The sequence below is a fragment of the Streptomyces sp. NPDC050704 genome, from assembly GCF_040654355.1.
Taxonomy (GTDB): Bacteria; Actinomycetota; Actinomycetes; order Streptomycetales; family Streptomycetaceae; genus Streptomyces.
Genome location: NZ_JBFAHW010000131.1, coordinates 1 through 22,081 on the forward strand (window position 1 = coordinate 1; position 22,081 = coordinate 22,081).

Annotated in this window: 14 protein-coding genes and 1 pseudogene; 9 read left to right on the plus strand and 6 right to left on the minus strand. The window is 70.8% G+C overall.

The features are described from left to right. Positions 1–340 precede the first annotated feature (340 nt). Positions 341–1,630 carry a citrate synthase gene (locus tag AB0I18_RS44040; RefSeq protein WP_363111416.1) on the plus strand — a complete coding sequence of 430 codons (1,290 nt, stop codon included), beginning with the start codon at positions 341–343 and terminating at the stop codon, positions 1,628–1,630. Positions 1,631–2,190: 560 nt separating this feature from the next. Here the strand turns inward: AB0I18_RS44040 and AB0I18_RS44045 are convergent. Next, positions 2,191–4,509, minus strand: coding sequence for a heavy metal translocating P-type ATPase (locus AB0I18_RS44045; RefSeq protein WP_363111417.1), 2,319 nt, complete (start codon positions 4,507–4,509; stop codon positions 2,191–2,193). A 258-nt stretch (positions 4,510–4,767) separates the two neighbouring features. Next, positions 4,768–5,007 carry a heavy-metal-associated domain-containing protein gene (locus tag AB0I18_RS44050; protein ID WP_363111418.1) on the minus strand — a complete coding sequence of 80 codons (240 nt, stop codon included), beginning with the start codon at positions 5,005–5,007 and terminating at the stop codon, positions 4,768–4,770. 173 nt (positions 5,008–5,180) lie between these two features. Here AB0I18_RS44050 and AB0I18_RS44055 point away from each other — a divergent pair, with 173 nt between their 5' ends. Continuing rightward, a complete protein-coding gene (locus tag AB0I18_RS44055) occupies positions 5,181–6,224 on the plus strand; it encodes a zinc-dependent alcohol dehydrogenase family protein (RefSeq protein ID WP_363111419.1) in 1,044 nt (347 codons plus the stop codon). A 3-nt stretch (positions 6,225–6,227) separates the two neighbouring features. Here AB0I18_RS44055 and AB0I18_RS44060 read toward each other — a convergent pair whose 3' ends face one another. From AB0I18_RS44060 to AB0I18_RS44070, 3 genes are all read right to left on the minus strand, one after another. Then, on the minus strand, positions 6,228–6,815 hold the full coding sequence (locus tag AB0I18_RS44060) for a GNAT family protein (RefSeq protein WP_363111420.1): 588 nt from the start codon (positions 6,813–6,815) through the stop codon (positions 6,228–6,230). 102 nt (positions 6,816–6,917) lie between these two features. Next, the gene (locus AB0I18_RS44065; RefSeq protein WP_363111421.1) at positions 6,918–7,118 is read right to left on the minus strand and encodes a MerR family transcriptional regulator; all 201 of its coding nucleotides are present in this window, start codon (positions 7,116–7,118) and stop codon (positions 6,918–6,920) included. Positions 7,119–7,411: 293 nt separating this feature from the next. Further along, on the minus strand, positions 7,412–8,350 hold the full coding sequence (locus AB0I18_RS44070; protein ID WP_363111422.1) for a sugar phosphate isomerase/epimerase: 939 nt from the start codon (positions 8,348–8,350) through the stop codon (positions 7,412–7,414). Between the two features lie 123 nt (positions 8,351–8,473). On the opposite strand from AB0I18_RS44070, the gene iolC reads away from it, so the two are divergent. The 7 genes and pseudogenes from iolC to AB0I18_RS44105 all read left to right on the plus strand — a co-directional run bounded on the left by iolC (position 8,474) and on the right by AB0I18_RS44105 (position 18,796). Further along, positions 8,474–9,445 carry a 5-dehydro-2-deoxygluconokinase gene (gene iolC, locus AB0I18_RS44075; RefSeq protein ID WP_363111423.1) on the plus strand — a complete coding sequence of 324 codons (972 nt, stop codon included), beginning with the start codon at positions 8,474–8,476 and terminating at the stop codon, positions 9,443–9,445. A gap of 59 nt (positions 9,446–9,504) precedes the next feature. Continuing rightward, positions 9,505–9,705, plus strand: a pseudogene (locus AB0I18_RS44080) (5-deoxy-glucuronate isomerase); the annotation flags it as partial. A gap of 95 nt (positions 9,706–9,800) precedes the next feature. After that, positions 9,801–11,696 carry a 3D-(3,5/4)-trihydroxycyclohexane-1,2-dione acylhydrolase (decyclizing) gene (gene iolD, locus AB0I18_RS44085; RefSeq protein WP_363111424.1) on the plus strand — a complete coding sequence of 632 codons (1,896 nt, stop codon included), beginning with the start codon at positions 9,801–9,803 and terminating at the stop codon, positions 11,694–11,696. 13 nt (positions 11,697–11,709) lie between these two features. Continuing rightward, positions 11,710–13,221: a CoA-acylating methylmalonate-semialdehyde dehydrogenase gene (gene mmsA, locus AB0I18_RS44090; protein ID WP_363111425.1), complete on the plus strand. Its 1,512-nt coding sequence runs from the start codon at positions 11,710–11,712 to the stop codon at positions 13,219–13,221. 111 nt (positions 13,222–13,332) lie between these two features. Then, positions 13,333–16,062: an alpha/beta fold hydrolase gene (locus tag AB0I18_RS44095; protein WP_363111426.1), complete on the plus strand. Its 2,730-nt coding sequence runs from the start codon at positions 13,333–13,335 to the stop codon at positions 16,060–16,062. Next, positions 16,059–16,922: an ABC transporter permease gene (locus AB0I18_RS44100; RefSeq protein WP_363111427.1), complete on the plus strand. Its 864-nt coding sequence runs from the start codon at positions 16,059–16,061 to the stop codon at positions 16,920–16,922. Before AB0I18_RS44095 ends, AB0I18_RS44100 begins: the two co-directional genes overlap by 4 nt. Before the next feature lie 194 nt (positions 16,923–17,116). Continuing rightward, positions 17,117–18,796 (plus strand): von Willebrand factor type A domain-containing protein, encoded by a 1,680-nt coding sequence (locus AB0I18_RS44105; RefSeq protein WP_363111428.1) that lies wholly within the window; start codon positions 17,117–17,119, stop codon positions 18,794–18,796. Here the strand turns inward: AB0I18_RS44105 and AB0I18_RS44110 are convergent. After that, on the minus strand, positions 18,786–22,016 hold the full coding sequence (locus AB0I18_RS44110) for a glycoside hydrolase family 2 TIM barrel-domain containing protein (protein WP_363111429.1): 3,231 nt from the start codon (positions 22,014–22,016) through the stop codon (positions 18,786–18,788). The two genes, AB0I18_RS44105 and AB0I18_RS44110, sit on opposite strands and share 11 nt — an antisense overlap. Positions 22,017–22,081: the final 65 nt, after the last annotated feature.

Sequence of the window (22,081 nt, forward strand, 5' to 3'; positions counted from 1 at the left end):
CCAGAGCGGCGATCGGATACCCCGTCGCGGCACCGCCCCACCCACACACCCAGGGGCGCGGGGAACTGCGCGACCAGCCCCCACCGAACCCGCAGACAAACAACCGCCCAACCGCCGGAGGCACCGCCCAGAGTGAAAATGATCGATCAAATGAGTCGTAAAGGTCACACAGCTCTTTCGGAACCGCCCCACAGAGAGGCAGGATGAACAGGTTGGCGGCACTGAGTGCCGCCAATAGGCCCAATGGTCGACCCCGAGTGCACTCTCCTGCGCCAAATGGGGGATGGTAGAGACAGTCAGGGCACCTCGAAGAAGAGGCACAACGTCGGTGAGGGATGACGTGAGCGACAACTCTGTAGTACTGCGGCACGGCGACGGCGAGTACACCTACCCGGTGATCGACAGCACCGTCGGCGACAAGGGCTTCGACATCGGGAAGCTCCGCGCCCAGACCGGTCTGGTGACGCTGGACAGCGGTTACGGCAACACCGCCGCCTATAAATCCGCCATCACCTACCTCGACGGCGAGCAGGGCATCCTCCGCTACCGCGGCTACCCGATCGAGCAGCTGGCCGAGCGCTCCACCTTCCTTGAGGTGGCCTCCCTGCTGATCAACGGCGAGCTGCCCACGGTCGACGAGCTCTCCGTCTTCAAGAACGAGATCACCCAGCACACCCTGCTCCACGAGGACGTCAAGCGGTTCTACCAGGGCTTCCCGCGCGACGCCCACCCGATGGCGATGCTGTCCTCGGTGGTCAGCGCCCTGTCGACGTTCTACCAGGACAGCCACAACCCGTTCGACGAGAAGCAGCGCCACCTTTCGACGATCCGCCTGCTCGCCAAGCTTCCGACGATCGCGGCGTACGCGTACAAGAAGTCGATCGGCCACCCCTTCGTCTACCCGCGCAACGACCTCGGGTACGTCGAGAACTTCCTGCGCATGACGTTCTCGGTCCCGGCGCAGGAGTACGAGCCGGACCCGGTCGTCGTCTCCGCGCTCGACAAGCTGCTCATCCTGCACGCGGACCACGAGCAGAACTGTTCGACCTCCACCGTGCGCCTGGTCGGCTCGTCGCAGGCGAACATGTTCGCCTCGATCTCGGCCGGCATCAGCGCGCTCTGGGGCCCGCTGCACGGCGGCGCCAACCAGTCGGTCCTGGAGATGCTGGAAGGCATCCAGGCCAACGGCGGCGACGTCGACTCCTTCATCCGCAAGGTGAAGAACAAGGAGGAAGGCGTCCGCCTGATGGGCTTCGGCCACCGGGTGTACAAGTCCTTCGACCCGCGCGCGAAGATCATCAAGGCGGCCGCGCACGACGTCCTGTCGGCCCTCGGCAAGTCCGACGAGCTGCTGGACATCGCGCTCAAGCTGGAGGAGCACGCGCTCTCCGACGACTACTTCGTCTCGCGCAACCTCTACCCGAACGTGGACTTCTACACGGGTCTGATCTACCGGGCCATGGGCTTCCCGACCGAGATGTTCACGGTCCTGTTCGCCCTCGGCCGGCTGCCGGGCTGGATCGCCCAGTGGCACGAGATGATCAAGGAGCCGGGTTCGCGCATCGGCCGCCCGCGCCAGATCTACACGGGCGAGGTCCTGCGCGACTTCGTACCGGTGGAACAGCGTTAGTACGGCTCCTGGTGCCAGGTACCCGCTGCCTGGCTCCTGGTACCAGGAAGGCCCCCGCGAGCTTCGAGAATAAAGAAGGCGCCCCGCTGCCGGTCCCCCCACGGGCCGGAGTCGGGGCGCCTTCCCATGTCCCGGTGCGGATTCCCCCCACGGGATCCGGCCGGGCGTCTGAAGGCAGCGCCTGAATCGCTGCGAGCAAAACGAGCAAAACTCTGTGTACTACCGCGGTGCGATCTGCCGGGACCCGTACGTACGGGAGGGCCGCTCAAGCTCCCCGCTGTACGTGCCCCGGCAACGCAATTCCGAGAACGTCCCCCAAGACGTCCTCAGATGCCGGAAACGCCCCCCAAGACGTTCACCAGCATCGTCAATCTAGACTCACGAACCCCTTCGATGGTTACGTTCGCATCACTGTGATCTGCGTCTCTTGCATATCCCCTGAAGATACGCAAGAGCCCCGATACGGACTTCGGGACCCAAGCGTAAGGATGATGCGCGAGCCTTGTGAAGAGCTTATGTGAAGGGATGCGTCGGACTCTAGGGGGACTCTTACGTCTTCGTCACGAAAATGCCCTCAGGCGGAGACTGTTCGTCAGCACGAACACGGAGGAGAAGGCCATGGCGGCCCCCGCGATCATCGGGTTCAGCAGCCCCGCCGCGGCCAGCGGCAGCGCCGCCACGTTGTAGCCGAAGGCCCAGACAAGGTTTCCCTTGATCGTGGACAGAGTCCGGCGTGACAGCCGGATCGCGTCCGCGGCCACCCGCAGATCCCCCCGTACGAGCGTCAGATCGCTCGCCTCGATCGCCGCGTCCGTCCCGGTGCCCATGGCCAGCCCCAGATCGGCGGTGGCAAGGGCGGCCGCGTCGTTGACGCCGTCGCCGACCATCGCCACCACCCGGCCCTCGGCCTGCAGCCGCCTGACGACGTCGGCCTTGTCCTCGGGCAGCACCTCGGCGATCACGTCGCCGGCGTCGATGCCCACCGAGCGGGCCACGGACTCGGCCACCATCCGGTTGTCACCGGTCAGCAGGACCGGTGTGAGCCCGAGGGCGCGTAGCTCGCGGACCGCCTCCGCGCTGGTCTCCTTGACCGCGTCGGCGACCGTCACGACACCACGTGCCGCCCCGTCCCAGGCGACGGCCACGGCGGTACGCCCCTCCTCCTCGGCCCGCGCCTGCCGCGCGACCAGCTCCTCGGGCAGCGCGATCCCGGCCTCTTCGAGGAGACGGGCCCGCCCGACCAGCACCCGGTGGCCCTCGACCGTGCCGCGCACACCGAGCCCGGGGACGTTCTCGAAGTCGTTCACCGGGGGCAGGGCCCCGGCCCGTTTCTCCGCACCCACCGCCACGGCCCGGGCGATCGGGTGCTCGGAGGCGTACTCCAGGGCGCCCGCGAGCCGCAGTACCTGCTTCTCCTCGGTGCCGTCGGCCGCGTACACCTCCTGGAGGGTCATCCGGCCTGTGGTGACGGTCCCCGTCTTGTCGAGGACGACCGTGTCGACTCGGCGGGTGGACTCCAGGACCTCGGGACCCTTGATGAGGATGCCGAGCTGGGCGCCGCGGCCCGTACCGACCATGAGGGCGGTCGGAGTGGCCAGCCCCAGCGCACACGGGCAGGCGATGATCAGCACGGCGACGGCCGCGGTGAACGCGGCGGCTGTCTCCCCGGTGGCGCCGAGCCAGCCCCCGAACGTACCGGCCGCGATCAGCAGCACGACGGGCACGAAGATCCCGGAGATCCGGTCGGCCAGGCGCTGCACCTCCGCCTTGCCGTTCTGCGCGTCCTCCACGAGCCGCGCCATCCGCGCGAGCCGGGTGTCCGCGCCGACCTGGGTCGCCTCGACGACGAGCCGCCCGCCGGCGTTCACGGTCGCCCCCGTGACGGAGTCCCCGACGGTCACGTCCACCGGCACCGACTCGCCGGTCAGCATGGACGCGTCGACCGCCGAGACACCCTCGACGACCGTGCCGTCGGTGGCGACCTTCTCGCCTGGCCGTACGACGAAGTGGTCGCCCACGGCCAGCCGGTCCACCGGGATACGGACCTCACGGCCGCCTCGTACGACGGAGACGTCCTTGACGCCCAGCTCCATCAGCGCCCGCAGCGCCGCTCCCGCGCGCCGCTTGGAGCGGACCTCCAGGTAGCGGCCGAGGAGGATGAACGTGACGACACCCGCGGCGACTTCGAGGTAGATCGACGACGCCCCGTCCGTACGCGAGACGGTGAACTCGAAGCCGTGCCGCATGCCCGGCATCCCGGCGTGCCCGAAGAACAGCGCCCACAGGGACCAGCCGAACGCGGCGAGCGTGCCGATCGAGATGAGCGTGTCCATGGTGGCGGCGCCGTGCCGGGCGTTCGTGAAGGCCGCCCGGTGGAAAGGCAGTCCGCCCCAGACGACGACGGGCGCGGCGAGTGTCAGCGTGAGCCACTGCCAGTTGTCGAACTGGAGCGCCGGAATCATCGACAGCAGGACCACGGGCACGGCGAGGAGCGCGGAGACTGTGAGGCGCTCGCGCAGGGCGGCCAGTTCGGGGTCTTCCCCCGCTCGGCCTCCGCCGACGGCTTCCGCCGCCCCGGTCCGTGGGGGCGGCGGCTCCTCGGCCGTGTAGCCCGTCTTCACCACCGTGGCGATCAGATCGGCGACCTGTACGCCTTCGGGGTAGGCGACCTTCGCCTTCTCCGTCGCGTAGTTCACCGTGGCGGTGACGCCGTCCATGCGGTTGAGCTTCTTCTCGACGCGGGCCGCGCACGAGGCGCAGGTCATCCCGCCGATGACCAGCTCGACTTCCGCGACCGTGCCTATCGGTGGCTCGGCGGATTCGGCGGACGACGCCGATTCCGCCGACGCCGCCGCTGATTCCGCGGTGGTACTGGTCATGTGTCCGTGCTCCAGAGGGGGCGTACGCGCGGTGCTGAGAGCCTGTGTCTGAACCCCCGTCGTCCGCGCGGAGCGCGGGCGCAGCGGCGGTCGGTGCGTGCCCTCGGTGTGCGGCGTCGCAGGTCATGTGGCGGAGCCACCTGTCCTGGGGCGCCGTGCGGCGGTGGGGGTCCCCCCGCCCGAGCCGAGCGAAGCCGGTTCGAGGGTGGGGGCGCGTGCCGGGCGTCGGGGCGCAGGCGGGGGTTCAGACACAGGCTCTCAGGCCTGGCCGGCGAGTTCGAAGCCGGCCTCGTCGACGGCGGCGCGCACGGCCTCCTCGTCGAGCGGGGCGGTGGAGACCACGGTGACCACACCGGTGGCGGCGACGGCCTTCACCGAGGTGACACCGGCGATTCCGGAGATCTCACCGGACACCGAGCCTTCGCAGTGCCCGCAGCTCATTCCGGTCACCTTGTAGACGGTCGTGAGGGAGCCGGAGGCGTCGGTCTGGGTGGTCATGTCGTTTCTCCTCGTCGATACGTGTGGGACTCGGGTGGCCCACGAGGGCGCCACCACACTCACGGTATACCCCTATGGGGTACGCCTCCAAGAGGGGGCCGGGAGGAGCCAGGTCACAGCACGCGGCTAGCGTTCGGTCCGCAACGGTGGTCCACGGGCGGAGGGCGAGGCGCATGCGGGCAGTGGTGTTCGAGCGGTACGGGGAACTCGCCGAGGTACGGGACGTGCCGGACCCGGCGCCCGCGCCGCACGGGGTGGTGGTGCGGGTCGAGGCCACCGGGCTGTGCCGCAGCGACTGGCACGGCTGGCAGGGCCACGACCCGGACATCGCGCTGCCGCACGTACCGGGCCACGAACTCGCCGGAACCGTCGAGGCGGTGGGCGGCCTGGTGACCGGCTGGCGCCCCGGCGACCGCGTCACCGTGCCCTTCGTCTGCGCCTGCGGAACCTGCGCCTCCTGCGCGGCGGGCGACCAGCAGGTGTGCGAGCGGCAGACCCAGCCCGGGTTCACGCACTGGGGGTCCTTCGCCCAGTACGTCGCCCTGGACCACGCCGACGTGAACCTGGTCGCGGTGGCGGACGAACTGTCCTTCGGAACCGCGGCCTCGCTGGGGTGCCGGTTCGCCACGGCGTTCCGCGCGGTGGTCGCCCAGGGGCGGGTGGCGCCGGGGGAGTGGGTGGCCGTGCACGGCTGCGGCGGTGTCGGCCTGTCCGCCGTGATGATCGCGGCGGCCGCCGGAGCACGGGTCGTCGCGGTCGACCTCTCACCCCGGGCACTGGACCTGGCGCGACAGTTCGGGGCGGCGCACTGCGTGGACGCGTCACAGATCCCCGGGCCCGGGGACACGGCGGAGGCGGTCCGCGAGCTCACGGGCGGTGGCGCCCATCTCTCGCTCGACGCCCTCGGCTCCCCGGTCACCTGCGCGGCATCGGTGAACAGCCTGCGCCGCCGGGGCCGGCACATCCAGGTCGGCCTGCTCCCACGGGACCCCGTCCTGCCGATGGCCCGCGTGATCGCCCTCGAACTCGAACTCCTCGGCAGCCACGGCATGCCCGCGCACGCCTATCCACCGATGCTGGAGTCCGTACGGGCCGGAGCACTGCGCCCCGACCTCCTCGTGACATCCACGATCCCCCTGGCCACGGCCCCCGCCGCACTGGCGGCGATGGGGACGGCACCGGGCGCGGGCGTGACGGTCATCGAGCCGTGGATGTGACAGTCATCCAGCTGTGGGCGTGACGGCCCCGGGCCGGCCGCGGTGGTCGGCCCACTCATGGGCGAGGACCGACATCCGTACGGAGTCGAACCACTCTCCGCCGGACAGCAGGGCCTCGCGCTCGACGCCCTCGGCCACGAATCCGGCCTTCTCGTAGGCGCGGCGGGCCCGCGGGTTGAAGGTGTAGACGCCCAGCGAGACGCGGTGCAGGCCCAGTTGCTCGAAGGCGTGTCCGACGATCAGCCGGGTGGCGTCGGTGCCCAGACCGCGACCCTGGCCCCCGGGGCCGATCAGGATGCGGAACGTACAGCTGTGGTTGTGCCTGTCCCACTCGTTCAGGACCGCCTCGCCCACGAGTTCGCCGCCGGCCCGGTCCACGATGCCGAGGTCCAGCCGGTCGTCCTGGTCGTTCCGGGTGCCGTACCAGGAGCGCAGCCGGTCCATGTCGAACGCCTCGTCGGGGCTGCCGGTGAGCCGGACGACCTCGGGATCGTCCAGGATCCGGGCCATCACCGGGACGTCGTCCTCGGTGAACGGCCGCAGGACCGCCCTCTCTCCGGTGAGGACGGGCTTGACGGAGAAGTCGCTCATCCGGGCATCCTCGGAGACCTCCCGCGTACGGGCAACCGAATATGCGACGGGGTCCCCGCCCGTCCGTCGTGCGGGGACCCGTTGGATGTGGCCGTGGTGGGATCAGCCGTCCCTGCGGCCCCTGTTGCCGGGGCGGGAGGCGACCCAGGAGCGGACCGTGTCGGCGTACCAGTAGGGCTTGCCGCTCTCCACGTGGTCGGGTGGGGGTAGCAGTCCGTGCTTGCGGTAGGACCGCACGGTGTCCGGCTGCACTTTGATGTGCGCCGCGATCTCCTTGTACGACCAGAGCCTTCGGTCGGTCATCAGTAGCACCTCCCTGCGCGCGCCGCGGCGGCGGCCGAGGGACGGCCGTCGGGGGAGCCGGGCGCTGCGCTGGCGATCACAAGCCTGTGTCCGGTGAACGACACAGCGTGACCGCCGGGTAGCGCCTGTCGCGCGGGTGTGACGCAGTACCCGCGTACACGCGACATGCGTGACAGAAACAGGTTCTTTGTGACACGAGTGACGCATTACGCATCAGGTTGGGGGCGCACAACGGCGCCCCCGTGAGGGGCGCGGGGAACTGCGCGACAAGCCACAACGAACCCGCAGCCGACTTACGCCCCGCAGGACCTCAAAAACGACCGCGTCCGCTGTGCAATCGGCAACGGCTTGTCCGGCTCACACGGATACATGTCCTGCTCGACAATCGCGAACAACTCCACGCCCAAGCCCTGCGCAGCAGCCAGCACGGGCTCCAGCGCCGGCACGCCGGACGGCGGCTCGCACATCACACCGCGCGCCACCGCCGGGCCGAACGGAACCTCGTTCGCCCGGACCTCGGCGAGGATCGCGGGGTCCACCTGCTTGAGGTGGAGGTACCCGATCCGCTCCCCGTACGTCTCGATGAGCTTGACGTTGTCGCCGCCGCAGTAGGCGTAGTGACCGGTGTCCAGGCACAGCGAAACCAACGACGAGTCCGTGCCGTCGAGGAAACGGGTCACGTTCTCCTCGCTGTCGATGTGCGTGTCCGCGTGCGGGTGGACGACGATTTTCAGCCCATAGCGCTCGCGGACCTCACGCCCGAGCCGCTCGGTCTGCGTGGTGAGGTGGCGCCACTGCTCGGGGGTGAGCGTGTCGGGTTCCAGCACCTCGCCCGTCTTGTCGTCGCGCCAGAAGGACGGGATGACGACGAGGTGCTCGGCGCCCATCGCCTGGGTGAGGGCGGCGATGTCCGAGACGTGCGCCCAGGTGGCGTCCCACACGTCCGGACCGCGGTGCAGGCCGGTGAAGACCGTACCCGCCGAGACCTTCAGGTTCCGGCGCGCGGTCTCGGCCGCGAGGACGGCCGGATCGGACGGCAGATAGCCGTACGGGCCCAGCTCGATCCACTCGTACCCGGACTCGGCGACCTCGTCGAGGAAGCGCTGCCAGGGGACCTGCTGGGGGTCGTCGGGGAACCACACGCCCCAGGAGTCGGGAGCCGAACCGATCCGGATGCGCGACAGTGTGGACGGAGCCGATGACTGAGGCGATGACTGAGGTGACGACGACATGAGCGCCAGCTTCAGGGCCGCCCGGGAGAGGTGTCAAGGCCTGGTCCGAATGTCCGGACAACCAATTGACAGGGCTCTGGAAACGCGGCTAGACCTGGGGGCAACCGATACGAAGGGCAGTCGATGGCCGAGTCCGCGGAGTCCAGTGCGTACGACCTCATCACCATGGGGCGGATCGGCGTGGACCTCTACCCGCTGCAGACGGGGGTCCCGCTGCCCCAGGTGACGTCCTTCGGGAAGTTCCTCGGCGGCTCGGCGACCAACGTGGCGGTCGCGGCGGCACGGCTCGGGCGGCGCACGGCCGTGGTCACGCGTACCGGCGACGATCCCTTCGGAACGTATCTGCACGAGGCGCTGCGGGACTTCGGGGTCGACGACCGCTGGGTGACGCCGGTGCCCGGGCTGCCGACGCCGGTCACCTTCTGCGAGGTCTTCCCGCCGGACGACTTCCCGCTGTACTTCTACCGGCAGCCCAAGGCGCCGGACCTGGAGATCGACGCGCACGAGCTGGACCTGGACGCCCTGCGCGCAGCCCGGATCTTCTGGGTCACGGGCACCGGCCTGAGCGAGGAGCCCAGCCGCACGGCGACCCTCGCGGCGCTGGCCCACCGCGCCAAGTCCGGTACGACGGTCTTCGACCTGGACTGGCGGCCGATGTTCTGGCGGGACCCCGCGGCCGCCCGGCCCTTCTACGCCGAGGCCCTGCGCCACACCACGGTCGCCGTCGGCAACCTCGACGAGGTGGAGGTCGCGACGGGCGAGCGCGAGCCGTACGCGGCCGCACGTGCCCTCCTCGACGCGGGTGTGGAGCTCGCCGTGGTCAAGCAGGGCCCCAAGGGCGTCCTGGCCGTGCACCGCGACGGCGAGTCGGCGGAGGTGCCGCCCCTCCCGGTCACGGTCCTCAACGGCCTCGGCGCCGGTGACGCCTTCGGCGGTTCCCTCTGCCACGGCCTCCTCGCCGGCTGGGACCTGGAGCGCGTCATGCGCCACGCCAACGCGGCGGGCGCCATCGTCGCGTCCCGCCTGGAGTGCTCCTCCGCCATGCCCACTCCTCCGGAGGTCGAACAGGCCCTGAAGGCGGGGGCGGTGCTGTGAGGGGCACCGACATGACGAAGGAGCTGTGCACCAGGCACACACGTGGCACAGTCCATGAACTCCTGGGCAGGGAGAGCGTGTTCGACGGAGTCGCCGACTTCGCGTACACCCCCCGCGACGCCCGGGTCCAGATCGCCTCCGGCGCGGAAGGCCGCTTCGCCCTGGCAGGAGCGAGGTGCGAGCGACGACTCCCCGCCCGCTACGGCCCCGCGCCGGAGGTTCCCCTCGACGGCCCGAACGGATCCGTCTCTCGGCGCGTATTCCCTTCGCGCGAGGGCGGATCCGACGTCCTCGCGCGGATCTGCTTCCACCCTGTACACGTACCTGTACACGTAGAGAGCACAGAGGGCTACCGATGACAGAGCCGACGTCAACGACGACAAGGCTGACGGTCGCGCAGGCACTGGTGCGGTTCCTGGCCGCCCAGTACACGGAACGGGACGGCGTACGGCGCCGGTTGATCGGCGCCACCTGGGGCATCTTCGGGCACGGCAACGTCGCCGGGCTCGGCCAGGCGCTCGTCGAGTACGCGGATGAGATGCCGTACCACCAGGGCCGTAACGAACAGTCCATGGTTCATGCGGCAGTCGGCTACGCACGCCAGTCGAACCGCCTCTCCACGCACGCCGTCACGACCTCCATCGGCCCCGGCGCCACCAACCTCGTCACGGGCGCCGCCCTCGCGACCATCAACCACCTCCCGGTCCTGCTCCTCCCCGGCGACACCTTCGCGACCCGCCCCGCGGACCCGGTGCTCCAGCAGCTCGAAGTCCCGTACGCGGGCGATGTGTCGGTCAACGACTGCCTGCGCCCGGTATCCAGGTACTTCGACCGCGTGACCCGCCCCGAGGCCCTGATCCCGGCCGCCCTCCAGGCGATGCGCGTGCTCACCGACCCCGTCGAGACCGGCGCCGTCACGCTCGCGCTGCCGCAGGACGTGCAGGCGGAGGCGTACGACTGGCCGGCGGAGTTCTTCGCCGAGCGCGTCTGGGCCGTCCGCCGCCCGGTGGCCGACCCGGAGGAACTGGCCGCCGCTGTACGGGCCGTGCGGGACGCCCGGCGCCCGCTGATCGTCGCGGGCGGCGGAGTCCACCACAGCGAGGCCGAGGACGCGTTGAAGGAGTTCGCCGATCTCACCCGCATCCCGGTCGCCTCCACGCAGGCCGGCAAGGGCTCGCTCGCCTGGGACCACCCGGCGGACGTCGGCGGCATCGGGCACACCGGCACCGCGACCGCCTGCGAACTGGCCCGCACCGCCGACCTGGTGATCGGCGTCGGCACCCGCTACACCGACTTCACCACCGCCTCCGGCACCCTCTTCGCCGCCCAGGGCGTCCGCTTCCTGAACCTCAACATCGCGCCCTTCGACGGCCACAAGCTCTCCGGCCGGCCGCTGGTCGCGGACGCCCGCACGGGCCTTGAGGCCCTCACCGAGGCGCTCGCGCTGCACGGCCACCGCGCCGAACCCGCGTACATCACGGAGTACACGGACGACAAGGAGCGCTGGGAGTACCGCGTCGACGCCGCCTACGAGGCGGAGGACCCGGACATCCGGCCCACCCAGCCCCAGGTCCTCGGCCTGCTCGACGAGTTGGTCACCGGCGACGACATCCTGATCAACGCGGCCGGCTCCCTCCCCGGCGACCTGCACAAACTCTGGCGCACGCGGTCCCGGGACCAGTACCACGTCGAGTACGGCTACTCCTGCATGGGCTACGAGATCCCGGCCGCGATCGGCGTCCGGCTCGCCGCGCCCGACCGTCCCGTGTGGGCGCTGGTCGGCGACGGCACGTACCTGATGATGCCGACCGAGATCGTCACGGCCGTCCAGGAGGGCATCGCGATCAAGGTCGTGATCCTGCAGAACCACGGGTACGCGTCCATCGGCGGCCTCTCCGAGACGGTGGGCGCCGAACGGTTCGCCACCGCGTACCGCCACCGGTCCGAGGACGGTACGTACACGGGGCGCCCGCTGCCCGTCGACCTCGCCGCCAACGCGGCCAGCCTGGGCATGCGGGTGCTGCGCGCGAAGACCGTACGGGACCTGCGGGCCGCCCTCACCGAGGCGCGGGCCGCCGACACTCCCACATGTGTCTACGTGGAGACCGAAACGGCAGACAGAGTGTCGGGCGCGCCCCCGGCCCAGGCCTGGTGGGATGTTCCTGTGGCCGAGACCGCGACCCGACCGTCGGCGGTCAAGGCGCGCGACGAGTACGACCGGCGTGTTGCCACCCGACGCCGCCATCTGTGAGGGAGTTTCTGGCATGACGAAGATCGTCAACCACTGGATCGGCGGCAAGCTCGTCGAGGGCGCCGCGGGTACGTCGGGTACGTACGGGCCGGTCACCGACCCGGCGACCGGCGCCGTCACCACGAAGGTCGCCTTCGCGACCGTCGAGGAGGTCGACGCGGCGGTCGCCGCCGCGAAGGACGCCTACGCGACCTGGGGCACCTCGTCGCTGGCCAGGCGGTCCACGATCCTCTTCAAGTTCCGCGCGCTCCTCGACGCCCACCGCGACGAGATCGCCGAGCTGATCACCGCCGAGCACGGCAAGGTCCACTCGGACGCGCTCGGCGAGGTCGCGCGCGGCCTGGAGATCGTCGACCTGGCGTGCGGGATCACCGTGCAGCTGAAGGGCGAGCTGTCGACCGAGGTGGCCTCAAGGGTCGACGTGGCCTCGATCCGCCAGCCGCTCGGCGTCGTGGCGGGCATCACGCCGTTCAACTTCCCGGCCATGGTGCCGATGTGGATGTTCCCGCTGGCCGTCGCGTGCGGCAACACCTTCGTGCTCAAGCCGAGCGAGAAGGACCCGTCGGCGTCCGTCAGGCTCGCGGAGCTGTTCGCAGAGGCCGGACTGCCGGACGGCGTGCTGAACGTCGTCCACGGCGACAAGGTGGCCGTCGACCGCCTCCTGGAGCACCCGGACGTGAAGGCGGTCTCCTTCGTCGGCTCGACCCCGATCGCCCGCTACATCCACACCACCGCCTCCGCCAACGGCAAGCGCGTCCAGGCCCTCGGCGGCGCCAAGAACCACATGCTGGTCCTCCCGGACGCCGACCTGGACGCGGCCGCGGACGCCGCCGTCTCGGCCGCCTACGGCTCGGCGGGCGAGCGCTGCATGGCCATCTCGGCCGTCGTCGCGGTCGGCGCCATCGGCGACGAGCTGGTGGAGAAGATCCGCGAGCGCGCCGAGAAGATCAAGATCGGCCCCGGCAACGACCCGGCGTCCGAGATGGGCCCGCTCATCACGGCGGCCCACCGCGACAAGGTGGCGTCCTACGTCACGGGCGCGGCCGCCCAGGGCTCCGAGGTCGTCCTCGACGGCACCGGCTACACCGTCGAGGGGCATGAGGACGGCCACTGGATCGGGCTCTCACTGCTCGACAAGGTGCCGACCGACTCGGACGCGTACAAGGACGAGATCTTCGGCCCGGTGCTGTGCGTGCTGCGCGTCGACACGTACGAGGAGGGCCTGGCCCTCATCAACGACTCGCCCTTCGGCAACGGCACCGCGATCTTCACCAGGGACGGCGGCGCCGCCCGCCGCTTCCAACTGGAGGTAGAGGCCGGCATGGTCGGCGTGAACGTGCCGATCCCGGTCCCCGTGGGCTACCACTCCTTCGGCGGCTGGAAGGACTCCCTCTTCGGGGACCACCACATCTACGGCAACGACGGCACCCACTTCTACACCCGCGGCAAGGTCGTCACGACGCGCTGGCCGGACCCCTCCGAGGCGCCCACGGGCGTGGACCTGGGCTTCCCGCGCAACCACTGACGGCGTACCACGTCCGCGGTACGCCGGAGGGGGCTCGTACACCGCTGGGATACCGCGGGGTTCCGACCGGAGTCTGCATCGGTTGTCGGCGGTGCCCCGTACCGTTGAGGCATGGATCTTCGAATGCCCGCACTACGAGGGCCGCGACGGTGGATCGCCGCCGCGGCCGCTGTCGTGGTGCTCGCCGGCGCCGGGACGTGGACCGCCGTCGCCTCCGACGGGGCACCCGCCGTGCACCGAGCCGACCAAGTCATCGGCACGGGCGACGGGGTGAGAATCGACACGTCGTACTTCACCGCGGGCTCCGCCGGACGCCGGCCCGCCGTCCTGCTCGCGCACGGCTTCGGCGGCAGCAAGCAGGACGTACGGGCCCAGGCGGAGGAGCTCGCCCGCGACGGTTACGCGGTGCTGACGTGGTCGGCCCGCGGCTTCGGCAGGTCCACCGGGAAGATCGGCCTGAACGACCCCAAGGGCGAGGTCGCCGACGCCTCCAAGCTGATCGACTGGCTGGCGAAGCGGCCCGAGGTCCAGCTCGACAAGGACGGCGACCCGCGCGTGGGCGTCTCCGGTGCCTCCTACGGGGGCGCGGTCTCGCTGCTCGCGGCCGGTCACGACCAGCGGGTGGACGCGATCGCCCCGTCGATCACGTACTGGAACCTGGCGGACGCGCTGTTCCCGAACGGCGTGTTCAAGAAGCTGTGGGCCGGCATCTTCATCAACTCCGGCGGCGGCTGCGACAAGTTCGAGAGCCGGCTGTGCGAGATGTACGAGCGGGTCGCGGAGTCCGGCACACCCGACGCGAAGGCCGTCGACCTGCTGGCGGAGCGCAGCCCCTCCGCCGTCGGCGACCGCATCAAGGTGCCCACACTGATCATGCAGGGCCAGTCCGACTCCCTCTTCCCGCTCGGCCAGGCCGACGCGATGGCGAAGGCGATCCGGGCCAACGGCGCACCGGTGGACGTCGACTGGATCTCGGGCGGCCACGACGGCGGCGACATGGAGGTGGACCGGCTCCGCGCGCGTGTGGACTCCTGGTTCGACCGCTACCTGAAGGACGACAAGAACGCCGACACGGGACCCGCGTTCCGGGTCACGCGCACCGGTGGAGTCGACTCGACCGACGGCGCCGCCCAGCTGAGGGGCGCGAGCGCCGACACGTATCCCGGACTGGCCGGTGGAGAGCGCCAGGTCGCCCTGAGCGGACGTGAGCAGGAGTTCGCCAATCCCGCGGGCGCCAGCCCGCCCGGCATCTCGGCCCTGCCCGGAATCGGTGGCGGCGGCGGTCTCGCCCAGCTGTCGTCCCTCGGAATCGGCGTCTCCCTCGACTTCCCCGGGCAGTTCGCGCGGTTCGAGTCCAAGACCCTGACCGAGGACATGCGGATCACCGGATCGCCGACGGTCACCGTGAACGTGAAGTCGACGACCGACGAGGCCGTGCTCTTCGGGAAGGTGTACGACGTCGGTCCCGGCGGCGAGCAGCAGGTCCTGCCGTCCCAGCTCGTCACCCCGATCCGGGTGCAGACCGGCGAGAGCGGCAAGGACGTCAAGGTCACCCTGCCCGCCATCGACCACGAGGTGCGGGAGGGCCACCGGCTCCGCCTGGTCCTCGCCTCCACCGACCTCGGTTACGCGTCTCCGGTGGCCCCGGCGACGTACACCGTCTCCCTGAAGGGCGACCTCGCGGTGCCGACCGCGTCCGGCGTGGAGACCGCGGCCGCGCCGCTGCCCGCCTGGGTGTGGTGGCTGCCGCTCGCCGGCGCGGTGATCGCGCTGACCCTGCTGCTGACGGGCCGGCGCCGCACGACCGTGGCCCCCGCCCCGGATGCCGGACTCGCCGAAGTCCCGCTCCAGATCACGGACCTGAGCAAGCGGTACGCGAAGTCGTCCGACCGGTACGCGGTTCGGGACCTGTCCTTCCGCGTGGAGAAGGGCCAGGTGCTCGGCCTGCTCGGTCCGAACGGCGCGGGCAAGACGACGACCCTGCGCATGCTCATGGGGCTCATCAAGCCCGACGGCGGCGAGATCCGCGTCTTCGGGCACGCGATCCGCCCGGGCGCGCCGGTCCTCTCCCGGGTCGGGGCCTTCGTCGAAGGCGCGGGCTTCCTCCCGCACCTCTCGGGCCGCGACAACCTGGACCTGTACTGGCAGGCCACCGGGCGCCCCGCCGAGGACGCCCACCTGGACGAGGCGCTGGAGATCGCGGGCCTCGGCGACGCGCTGGCCCGTGCCGTGCGCACCTACTCCCAGGGCATGCGCCAACGTCTGGCCATCGCCCAGGCCATGCTCGGCCTCCCGGACCTGCTGATCCTGGACGAGCCGACGAACGGCCTCGACCCGCCCCAGATCCGCGAGATGCGCGAGGTCATGATCCGTTACGCGGAGGCCGGCCGCACGGTCATCGTGTCCAGCCACCTCCTCGCCGAGGTCGAACAGACCTGCACGCACCTGGTGGTCATGGACCGGGGCCGGCTCGTCCAGGCCGGCCAGGTCAGCGAGATCATCGGCTCCGGCGACACGCTCCTCGTCGGCCTCGCGGCGGACATCGACGAGCCGCTGGTGGAGAAGGTGGCGGCGCTGCCGGGCGTGGAGTCGGCGGCACGGACCGACGACGGGTTGCTCGTACGGCTGTCGGCGCCGGTCGTCACCGACGAGTCCGCCGCCGGAGCCACCGCCGGAGCGGCCGTCACCGCCACCGACGTGGTCGCTGCCGGAGGCGAGGGTTCCGCGGCCGCCGCCCGGCTCCTCGTCGAGCTCGTACGGCTGGAAGTCCCGGTCGCCTCACTCGGCCCGCACCGGCGCCTAGAGGACGCGTTCCTGACCCTGATCGGAGGCTCCGAGTGAGCACCCTTGTAGAGCGCGCCGAGGTGGCCGACGGCTACCGCGCCGGGCGGACGCTGCCGCTGCGGGTCGAGCTGATGCGGCAGTTGAAGCGCCGCCGCACGCTGGTGATGGGGGCGATCCTCGCCGCCCTGCCCCTCGTGCTGGTCGTGGCCTTCGCGATCGGCGGCACTCCGAGCCCGGACAACGGCCGGGTCACCCTCATGGACACGGCCACCGCGTCGGGCGCGAACTTCGCCGCGACGAACCTCTTCGTCTCGGCGGGTTTCCTGCTGGTCATCCCGGTGGCGCTGTTCTGCGGGGACACCATCGCGTCGGAGGCGAGCTGGTCCTCCCTGCGCTACCTCCTCGCCGCACCCGTGCCGAGGGCGCGCCTGCTGTGGTCCAAGCTCGTCGTCGCCCTCGGCCTCAGCCTCGCCGCGATGGTGCTGCTGCCGATCGTCGCGCTGATCGTCGGCACGGCGGCGTACGGCTGGGGCCCGCTGGAGATCCCCACCGGCGGCGCCCTCTCCGCGGGCACCGCGGCTCAGCGCCTGGTGGTCGTGATCGGGTTCATCTTCGTGTCCCAACTGGTCACCGCGGGGCTCGCGTTCTGGCTGTCGACGAAGACCGACGCCCCGCTGGGCGCGGTGGGCGGCGCGGTCGGCCTGACGATCGTGGGGAACGTGCTGGACGCGGTCACCGCCCTCGGCGACTGGCGCGCGTTCCTGCCCGCACACTGGCAGTTCGCCTGGGCCGACGCCGTACAGCCGACTCCGGAGTGGGGCGGCATGATCCAGGGCGCGGCGATCTCCATAACGTACGCACTCGTGCTGTTCGCCCTGGCCTTCCGCGGGTTCGCGCGCAAGGACGTGGTGTCGTAGTCGGTCCTGGTCAGCCGTGGTTAACGGGTCCTCCGGACACTCTCAGGTCTCCGGAGGATCACCCACCGGTCTCAACGACCGCCCACCGTGGCCGCATCGAGATCCATCCGCAACACCTCGGACCGCTCCTTTCGGTGGCCTCCGACGTCACAGTCACAGACGTCGACTCACAGAGGTCACACGAGGGGGCACACATGAGGCGCAACGAACGGCACCACGGTCGGCAGGGACGAGGACGGCGGCACCGCGTACGCGGCAGCCTGCTGGCCGCGACCGTCACCGCCGGCCTCCTCCTCACCGCGTGCAGCGGAGGCGGTGCGGGCGACAGCTCGCGGGACGGGGGCGGCAGCAAGGCCCGCAGCTCCGACGACTTCCCGGCGCCCGCTCCCGCTCAGCCGACGGGCCCCGCGGTCCCCGAGGGCGGTACCGCCCAGGACGACCAGAAGGGCGAGCTCCGCGAGACCGCCCCGCCGCCCGCCGACTACCTCTCCACCTTCGCCCTGGACGTCGACACCGCCTCGTACGGGTACGCGCGCCGCACCCTCGCCGACGGCCGCCTCCCGGACCCGTCGACCGTCCGCCCCGAGGAGTTCGTCAACAGCTTCCGCCAGGACTACGAGCGCCCCGACGGCAACGGTTTCACGGTCTCGGTGGACGGCGCCCGCACGGACAACGAGGACTGGCGACTGGTGCGGGTCGGGCTCGCCACCCGCGAGGCCGAGGAGACCGGCGAACGCCCGCCCGCGGCCCTCACCTTCGTCATCGACGTCTCGGGCTCCATGGCCGAACCGGGCCGCCTGGACCTCGCCAAGGAGTCCCTCGGCGCGATGACGGACAACCTGCGCGACGACGACGCGGTCGCGATCGTCACCTTCAGCGACGAGGCCGAGACAGTGCTCCCGATGACCCGCCTCGGCGACCACCGCGGCCGGGTCCACGAGGCGATCGACACCCTGGAGCCCACCTCGTCGACCAACCTCGGCGCGGGCGTCACCACCGGCTACCGCACGGCCGTGGACGGCCTGCGCGAGGGCGCCACCAACCGCGTCGTCCTGCTCTCCGACGCCCTCGCCAACACGGGCGAGACCGACGCCGACGCCATCCTGGACCGCATCGCGGACGCCCGTCGCGAGCACGGCATCACGCTCTTCGGCGTGGGCGTGGGCAGCGACTACGGAGACGCCCTGATGGAGCGCCTCGCCGACAAGGGCGACGGCCACACCACGTACGTGTCGACCGCCGAGGAGGCCCGCAAGGTATTCAGCGAGAAGCTCCCGCGCAACATCGACCTCACGGCCCGCGACGCCAAGGCACAGGTCGCCTTCGACCCCGAGACCGTCGACCGGTTCCGGCTCATCGGCTACGACAACCGCCAGGTCGCCGACGAGGACTTCCGCGACGACAGCGTGGACGGCGGCGAGATCGGCCCCGGCCACACGGTCACGGCCCTCTACGCCGTCCGCACCAAGCCCGGCGCCGCCGGCCACCTCGCCACGGCGAGCGTCCGCTGGCTCGACCCGAAGACCCGCACCCCGCACGAGGAGTCGGGCCGACTGGAGACCGACGCCCTCGACGAGTCCCTGTGGAACGCGGACGAAGGTCTCCAGGTCACGGCCACGGCCGCCTACTTCGCGGACGCCCTGCGCTCCGGCGGCGGCAGCGGTGGCGAGACGTACAGCGGCGGCGACACCTACCAAGAAGGCGACCCGTACGACCCGTACAGCGACACCGAAAGCCGCTGGGACCCCCTCCCCGCCACGCCCTCCCTCAGTGAACTGGCCGAACGCGCCGACAAGTTGGCATCCACCACCGGCAGCAAGGCGGTACGCCAACTCGCCGACGCGATCCACCAGGCACGCGACCTCAGGGACTAGCGGGCCGCAGCCGGTACCCGTACGTGTAGGTCCGCCCGGCATGGAGCAGATACGGCTCCAGCGGGGCGGCTCCCCAGGAGTCGATCCCGCCCACCCCCATCTGCCGGTGGTTGACCAGCAGCACCGTCTCGTCCCGCCGCCGCAACTCGTACGGATGGCGGGGCCCGTCGAGGTCGAACGGCGAGTAGTGCAACGCGCTGGTCTCCAACAACGGCTCCCCGTCGGCCGGTTCGGCCAGCACGGTGAGTCCGTCCCCGGACCGGTCGGTCAGCGACAGGTGCCGTACGTCCGTCATGTTCCCCATCTGCTGGGGCCGGACGTACGGCGCCACCTGCTCGTCGACCGTGGACCGGTAACGGCCCACGAAGGCCGCCGTCCGCCGGTCCGAGTAGTTCTCGTGCGGCCCGCGCCCGAACCAGTCGAGCCGCTCGAAGCCCCCCGGCACGGTCAACAGCGCGCCCACCATGGGCAGATCGGGCAGCCCCGAGGCCGCGTCAAGGGTGTGCCGCACACCCACCGAACCGTCCCCGCGCACCCGGAACTCGGTGTCCCACGACGAGACGGCAGGTGAGGTGGGCAGCGTGCAGGCGACCTCGATGACGACCTCGCCCGGCGTCGGCTGCGAGACCTTCACCGAGGTCACGGTCCGCTCCCGCCCCGCCTCCCGCCAGGTCCGGGCCGTGTTCTGGAACCTGCGCCCGATGTCGTTGTCCGTGGGCCCCCGCCAGAAGTTGGGCACGGGACCACCGGCGAGCAGGGTCCGTCCTTTCCACCTGTACGAGGAGAGGGTCCCGGATGCCCTGGAGAGCACCAGGTCCACATTCCGCCCGCTGACCCGCACCTCGGTGTCGGTCTCGGTGAGCCGGAGGGCGGGCGGGGTCCCGGTGCCACCGGCCGAGGACGCGGCCGAGGAGGCGACTGAGGACGGGGCGGTGCCCTCCGCCGCCTTCCAGCCCAACGCCAGCTGCTCGGCGGCCACTTCGTGCCCCGCGTCCGCCCACCGCGTCCTCTCCCGCAGGACGAAGGAGAGGTTGAGGAAGTACTCGGCACCGGGCTCGGGCGCGGCGGGTCTCCGGTACGGAACGCGCACGGCGGCCTCGGCGCCGGGCGCGACCTTCGGCGCCGCGAGGGTGCCGTGCTGCACGCGCGAGCCGTTCCGGGTGACGGTCCACCGGAGTTCGTACGCGTCGAGCCCGCCGAACATCCGCTTGTTCCGCACCTTCACGGTCCCGGCGGACAGATCACCGGCCGTGAACCCCACCGGCTGATAGCACTTCTTCGCCTCCAGCAGCCCGGGATGGATCGAACGGTCCGACGCCACAAGCCCGTTGCAGCTGAAGTTCCCGTCGGTCGGATACCCCGGCTTCCAGTCACCCCCGTACGACAGATAGGTCCGCCGCCTGTCCCCGGGCACCGGCAGCCGGATCGCCTGGTCGGCCCAGTCCCAGACGAAGGCGCCGTGCAGGTTCGGATAGCGCTCGAAGACGTCCCAGTACTCCTGGAGGTTGCCGCCGCTGTTGCCCATGGAGTGCGTGTACTCGCACAGCAGGTACGGCTTCGGGTTGCCCGACTTCCCGTACCTCTCGACGCCGGCCGGGCTGGTGTACATCTCGCTGTGCACGTCGGTGACGGCGTTCATGCCCTCGTAGTGCACAGGCCGTGAGGCATCACGCTCGTGCACCCAGTCGGCCATGACCTTGAAGTTGCCACCCTGCCCCGCCTCGTTGCCGAGCGACCAGACGACCACGCACGGGTGGTTCTTGTCGCGCTCGACCATCGACCGCAGCCGGTCCACACAGGCGTCGGTCCACTCGGGCAGCGAGCCGGGCACGGTGTCCCGCACCCCGTGCGTCTCCAGGTTGGTCTCGTCGATGACGTACAGGCCGTACTCGTCGCACAGCTCCATCCAGCGCGGGTGGTTGGGATAGTGCGCGGTGCGTACGGCGTTGATGTTGTGCCGCTTCATCAGCAGGACGTCGCGCAGCATGCCCGCCTCGTCGACGGACTGTCCGCGGTCGGGGTCGGTCTCGTGGCGGTTGGTGCCGCGGAACATGACGGGCCGGCCGTTGACGGTGAACTTCCCCGGCCCGTAGTCGACCTGGCGGAAACCGACCCGGGTGCTCTGGATGTCGACCGCCGCACCGGATCCGTCGAGCAGCCGGACGACAAGGGTGTAGAGGTACGGATCGTCGGCGGACCAGAGGGCGGGCGCGGCCACCTCGGCCTTCAGCGTGCCCGCGCCCCTCATCTCCAGAACCCGCCGCCCCTTCGCGTCGAAGAGCTCGGCGACCACCTGATGGCCACGCGCCTGCTTGCCGTCCGCCCCGCGTACGGTGACATCGACGCTCAGCTCGGCGTCCCGGTACGCGGAGTCCAACCCGGTCCGCACGAACAGGTCCTGGACTCCCACCGGCGGAGCCGAGTACAGATACACGTCCCGGAAGATCCCGGACAGGTCGATCATGTCCTGGTCCTCCAGCCAGCTGCCGTCGGACCACCGGTAGACCTCGACGGCGAGGGTGTTGCGCCCGGCCCGCAGATATGGCGTGATGTCGAACTCGGCGGGCGTGTAGCTGTCTTCGCTGTAACCGACCCGCTTCCCGTTGACCCACACGAAGAACGCGGACTTCACGCCCTGGAAGGAGATCAGTGTGCGCCGCCCCGACCAGCCCTTGGGCACGGTGAAGGTGCGGCGGTACGAGCCGACGGGGTTGAAGTCGTGCGGGATCTGCGGCGGTTCGGGCGTCTCGTAGCCGACCCACGGATACTTGATGTTGAGGTAGATCGGTTCCGGATAGCCCTCGATCTCCCAGTTGGAGGGCACCGGGATACGGTCCCAGCCGCGGTCGTCGAAGTCGGGGGAGTGGAATCCGACGGGCCGCTGATCCGGGTTCCTGGACCAGTGGAAGCGCCAACTCCCGTTCAGCGAACGGAAGTACGGCGACTCCTGAAACCGGCCCCGCCTGGCGGCGGCGACACCGGCGTACGGCACGAGCCGGGCCCGCGCCGCCTCGCGATTGACTTGGAAGACCCGGGGTGCGGCATCCCACTCCGGGGCATCGGCCGCGAACGCGCGCTTCTGCGCGGCGAAGGCGGCCGAGCCCGCGAGGGCGGCTCCGGTGAGAAGAACGGTGCGACGGCTCGGACGGCTTGTCTCCGGGCGCCCGGCGCTCGGACGGTGTGCGCTCGGACGGTCTGTGCTCGGTCTGTCTGCACTCATACGGCGGCTCCGACCGTAGGGCAACAAGAACCCTCAGGATCGAACGCGATCGCTCAGCACGCAAG

Coding starts and splice junctions, on each gene's coding strand:
- AB0I18_RS44045 (WP_363111417.1), bottom strand. CDS start 4,509: ATGACCAGTACCACCGCGGAATCAGCGGCGGCGTCGGCGGAATCGGCG.
- AB0I18_RS44050 (WP_363111418.1), bottom strand. CDS start 5,007: ATGACCACCCAGACCGACGCCTCCGGCTCCCTCACGACCGTCTACAAG.
- AB0I18_RS44055 (WP_363111419.1), top strand. CDS start 5,181: ATGCGGGCAGTGGTGTTCGAGCGGTACGGGGAACTCGCCGAGGTACGG.
- AB0I18_RS44060 (WP_363111420.1), bottom strand. CDS start 6,815: ATGAGCGACTTCTCCGTCAAGCCCGTCCTCACCGGAGAGAGGGCGGTC.
- AB0I18_RS44065 (WP_363111421.1), bottom strand. CDS start 7,118: ATGACCGACCGAAGGCTCTGGTCGTACAAGGAGATCGCGGCGCACATC.
- AB0I18_RS44070 (WP_363111422.1), bottom strand. CDS start 8,350: ATGTCGTCGTCACCTCAGTCATCGCCTCAGTCATCGGCTCCGTCCACA.
- iolC (WP_363111423.1), top strand. CDS start 8,474: ATGGCCGAGTCCGCGGAGTCCAGTGCGTACGACCTCATCACCATGGGG.
- iolD (WP_363111424.1), top strand. CDS start 9,801: ATGACAGAGCCGACGTCAACGACGACAAGGCTGACGGTCGCGCAGGCA.
- mmsA (WP_363111425.1), top strand. CDS start 11,710: ATGACGAAGATCGTCAACCACTGGATCGGCGGCAAGCTCGTCGAGGGC.
- AB0I18_RS44095 (WP_363111426.1), top strand. CDS start 13,333: ATGGATCTTCGAATGCCCGCACTACGAGGGCCGCGACGGTGGATCGCC.
- AB0I18_RS44105 (WP_363111428.1), top strand. CDS start 17,117: ATGAGGCGCAACGAACGGCACCACGGTCGGCAGGGACGAGGACGGCGG.
- AB0I18_RS44110 (WP_363111429.1), bottom strand. CDS start 22,016: ATGAGTGCAGACAGACCGAGCACAGACCGTCCGAGCGCACACCGTCCG.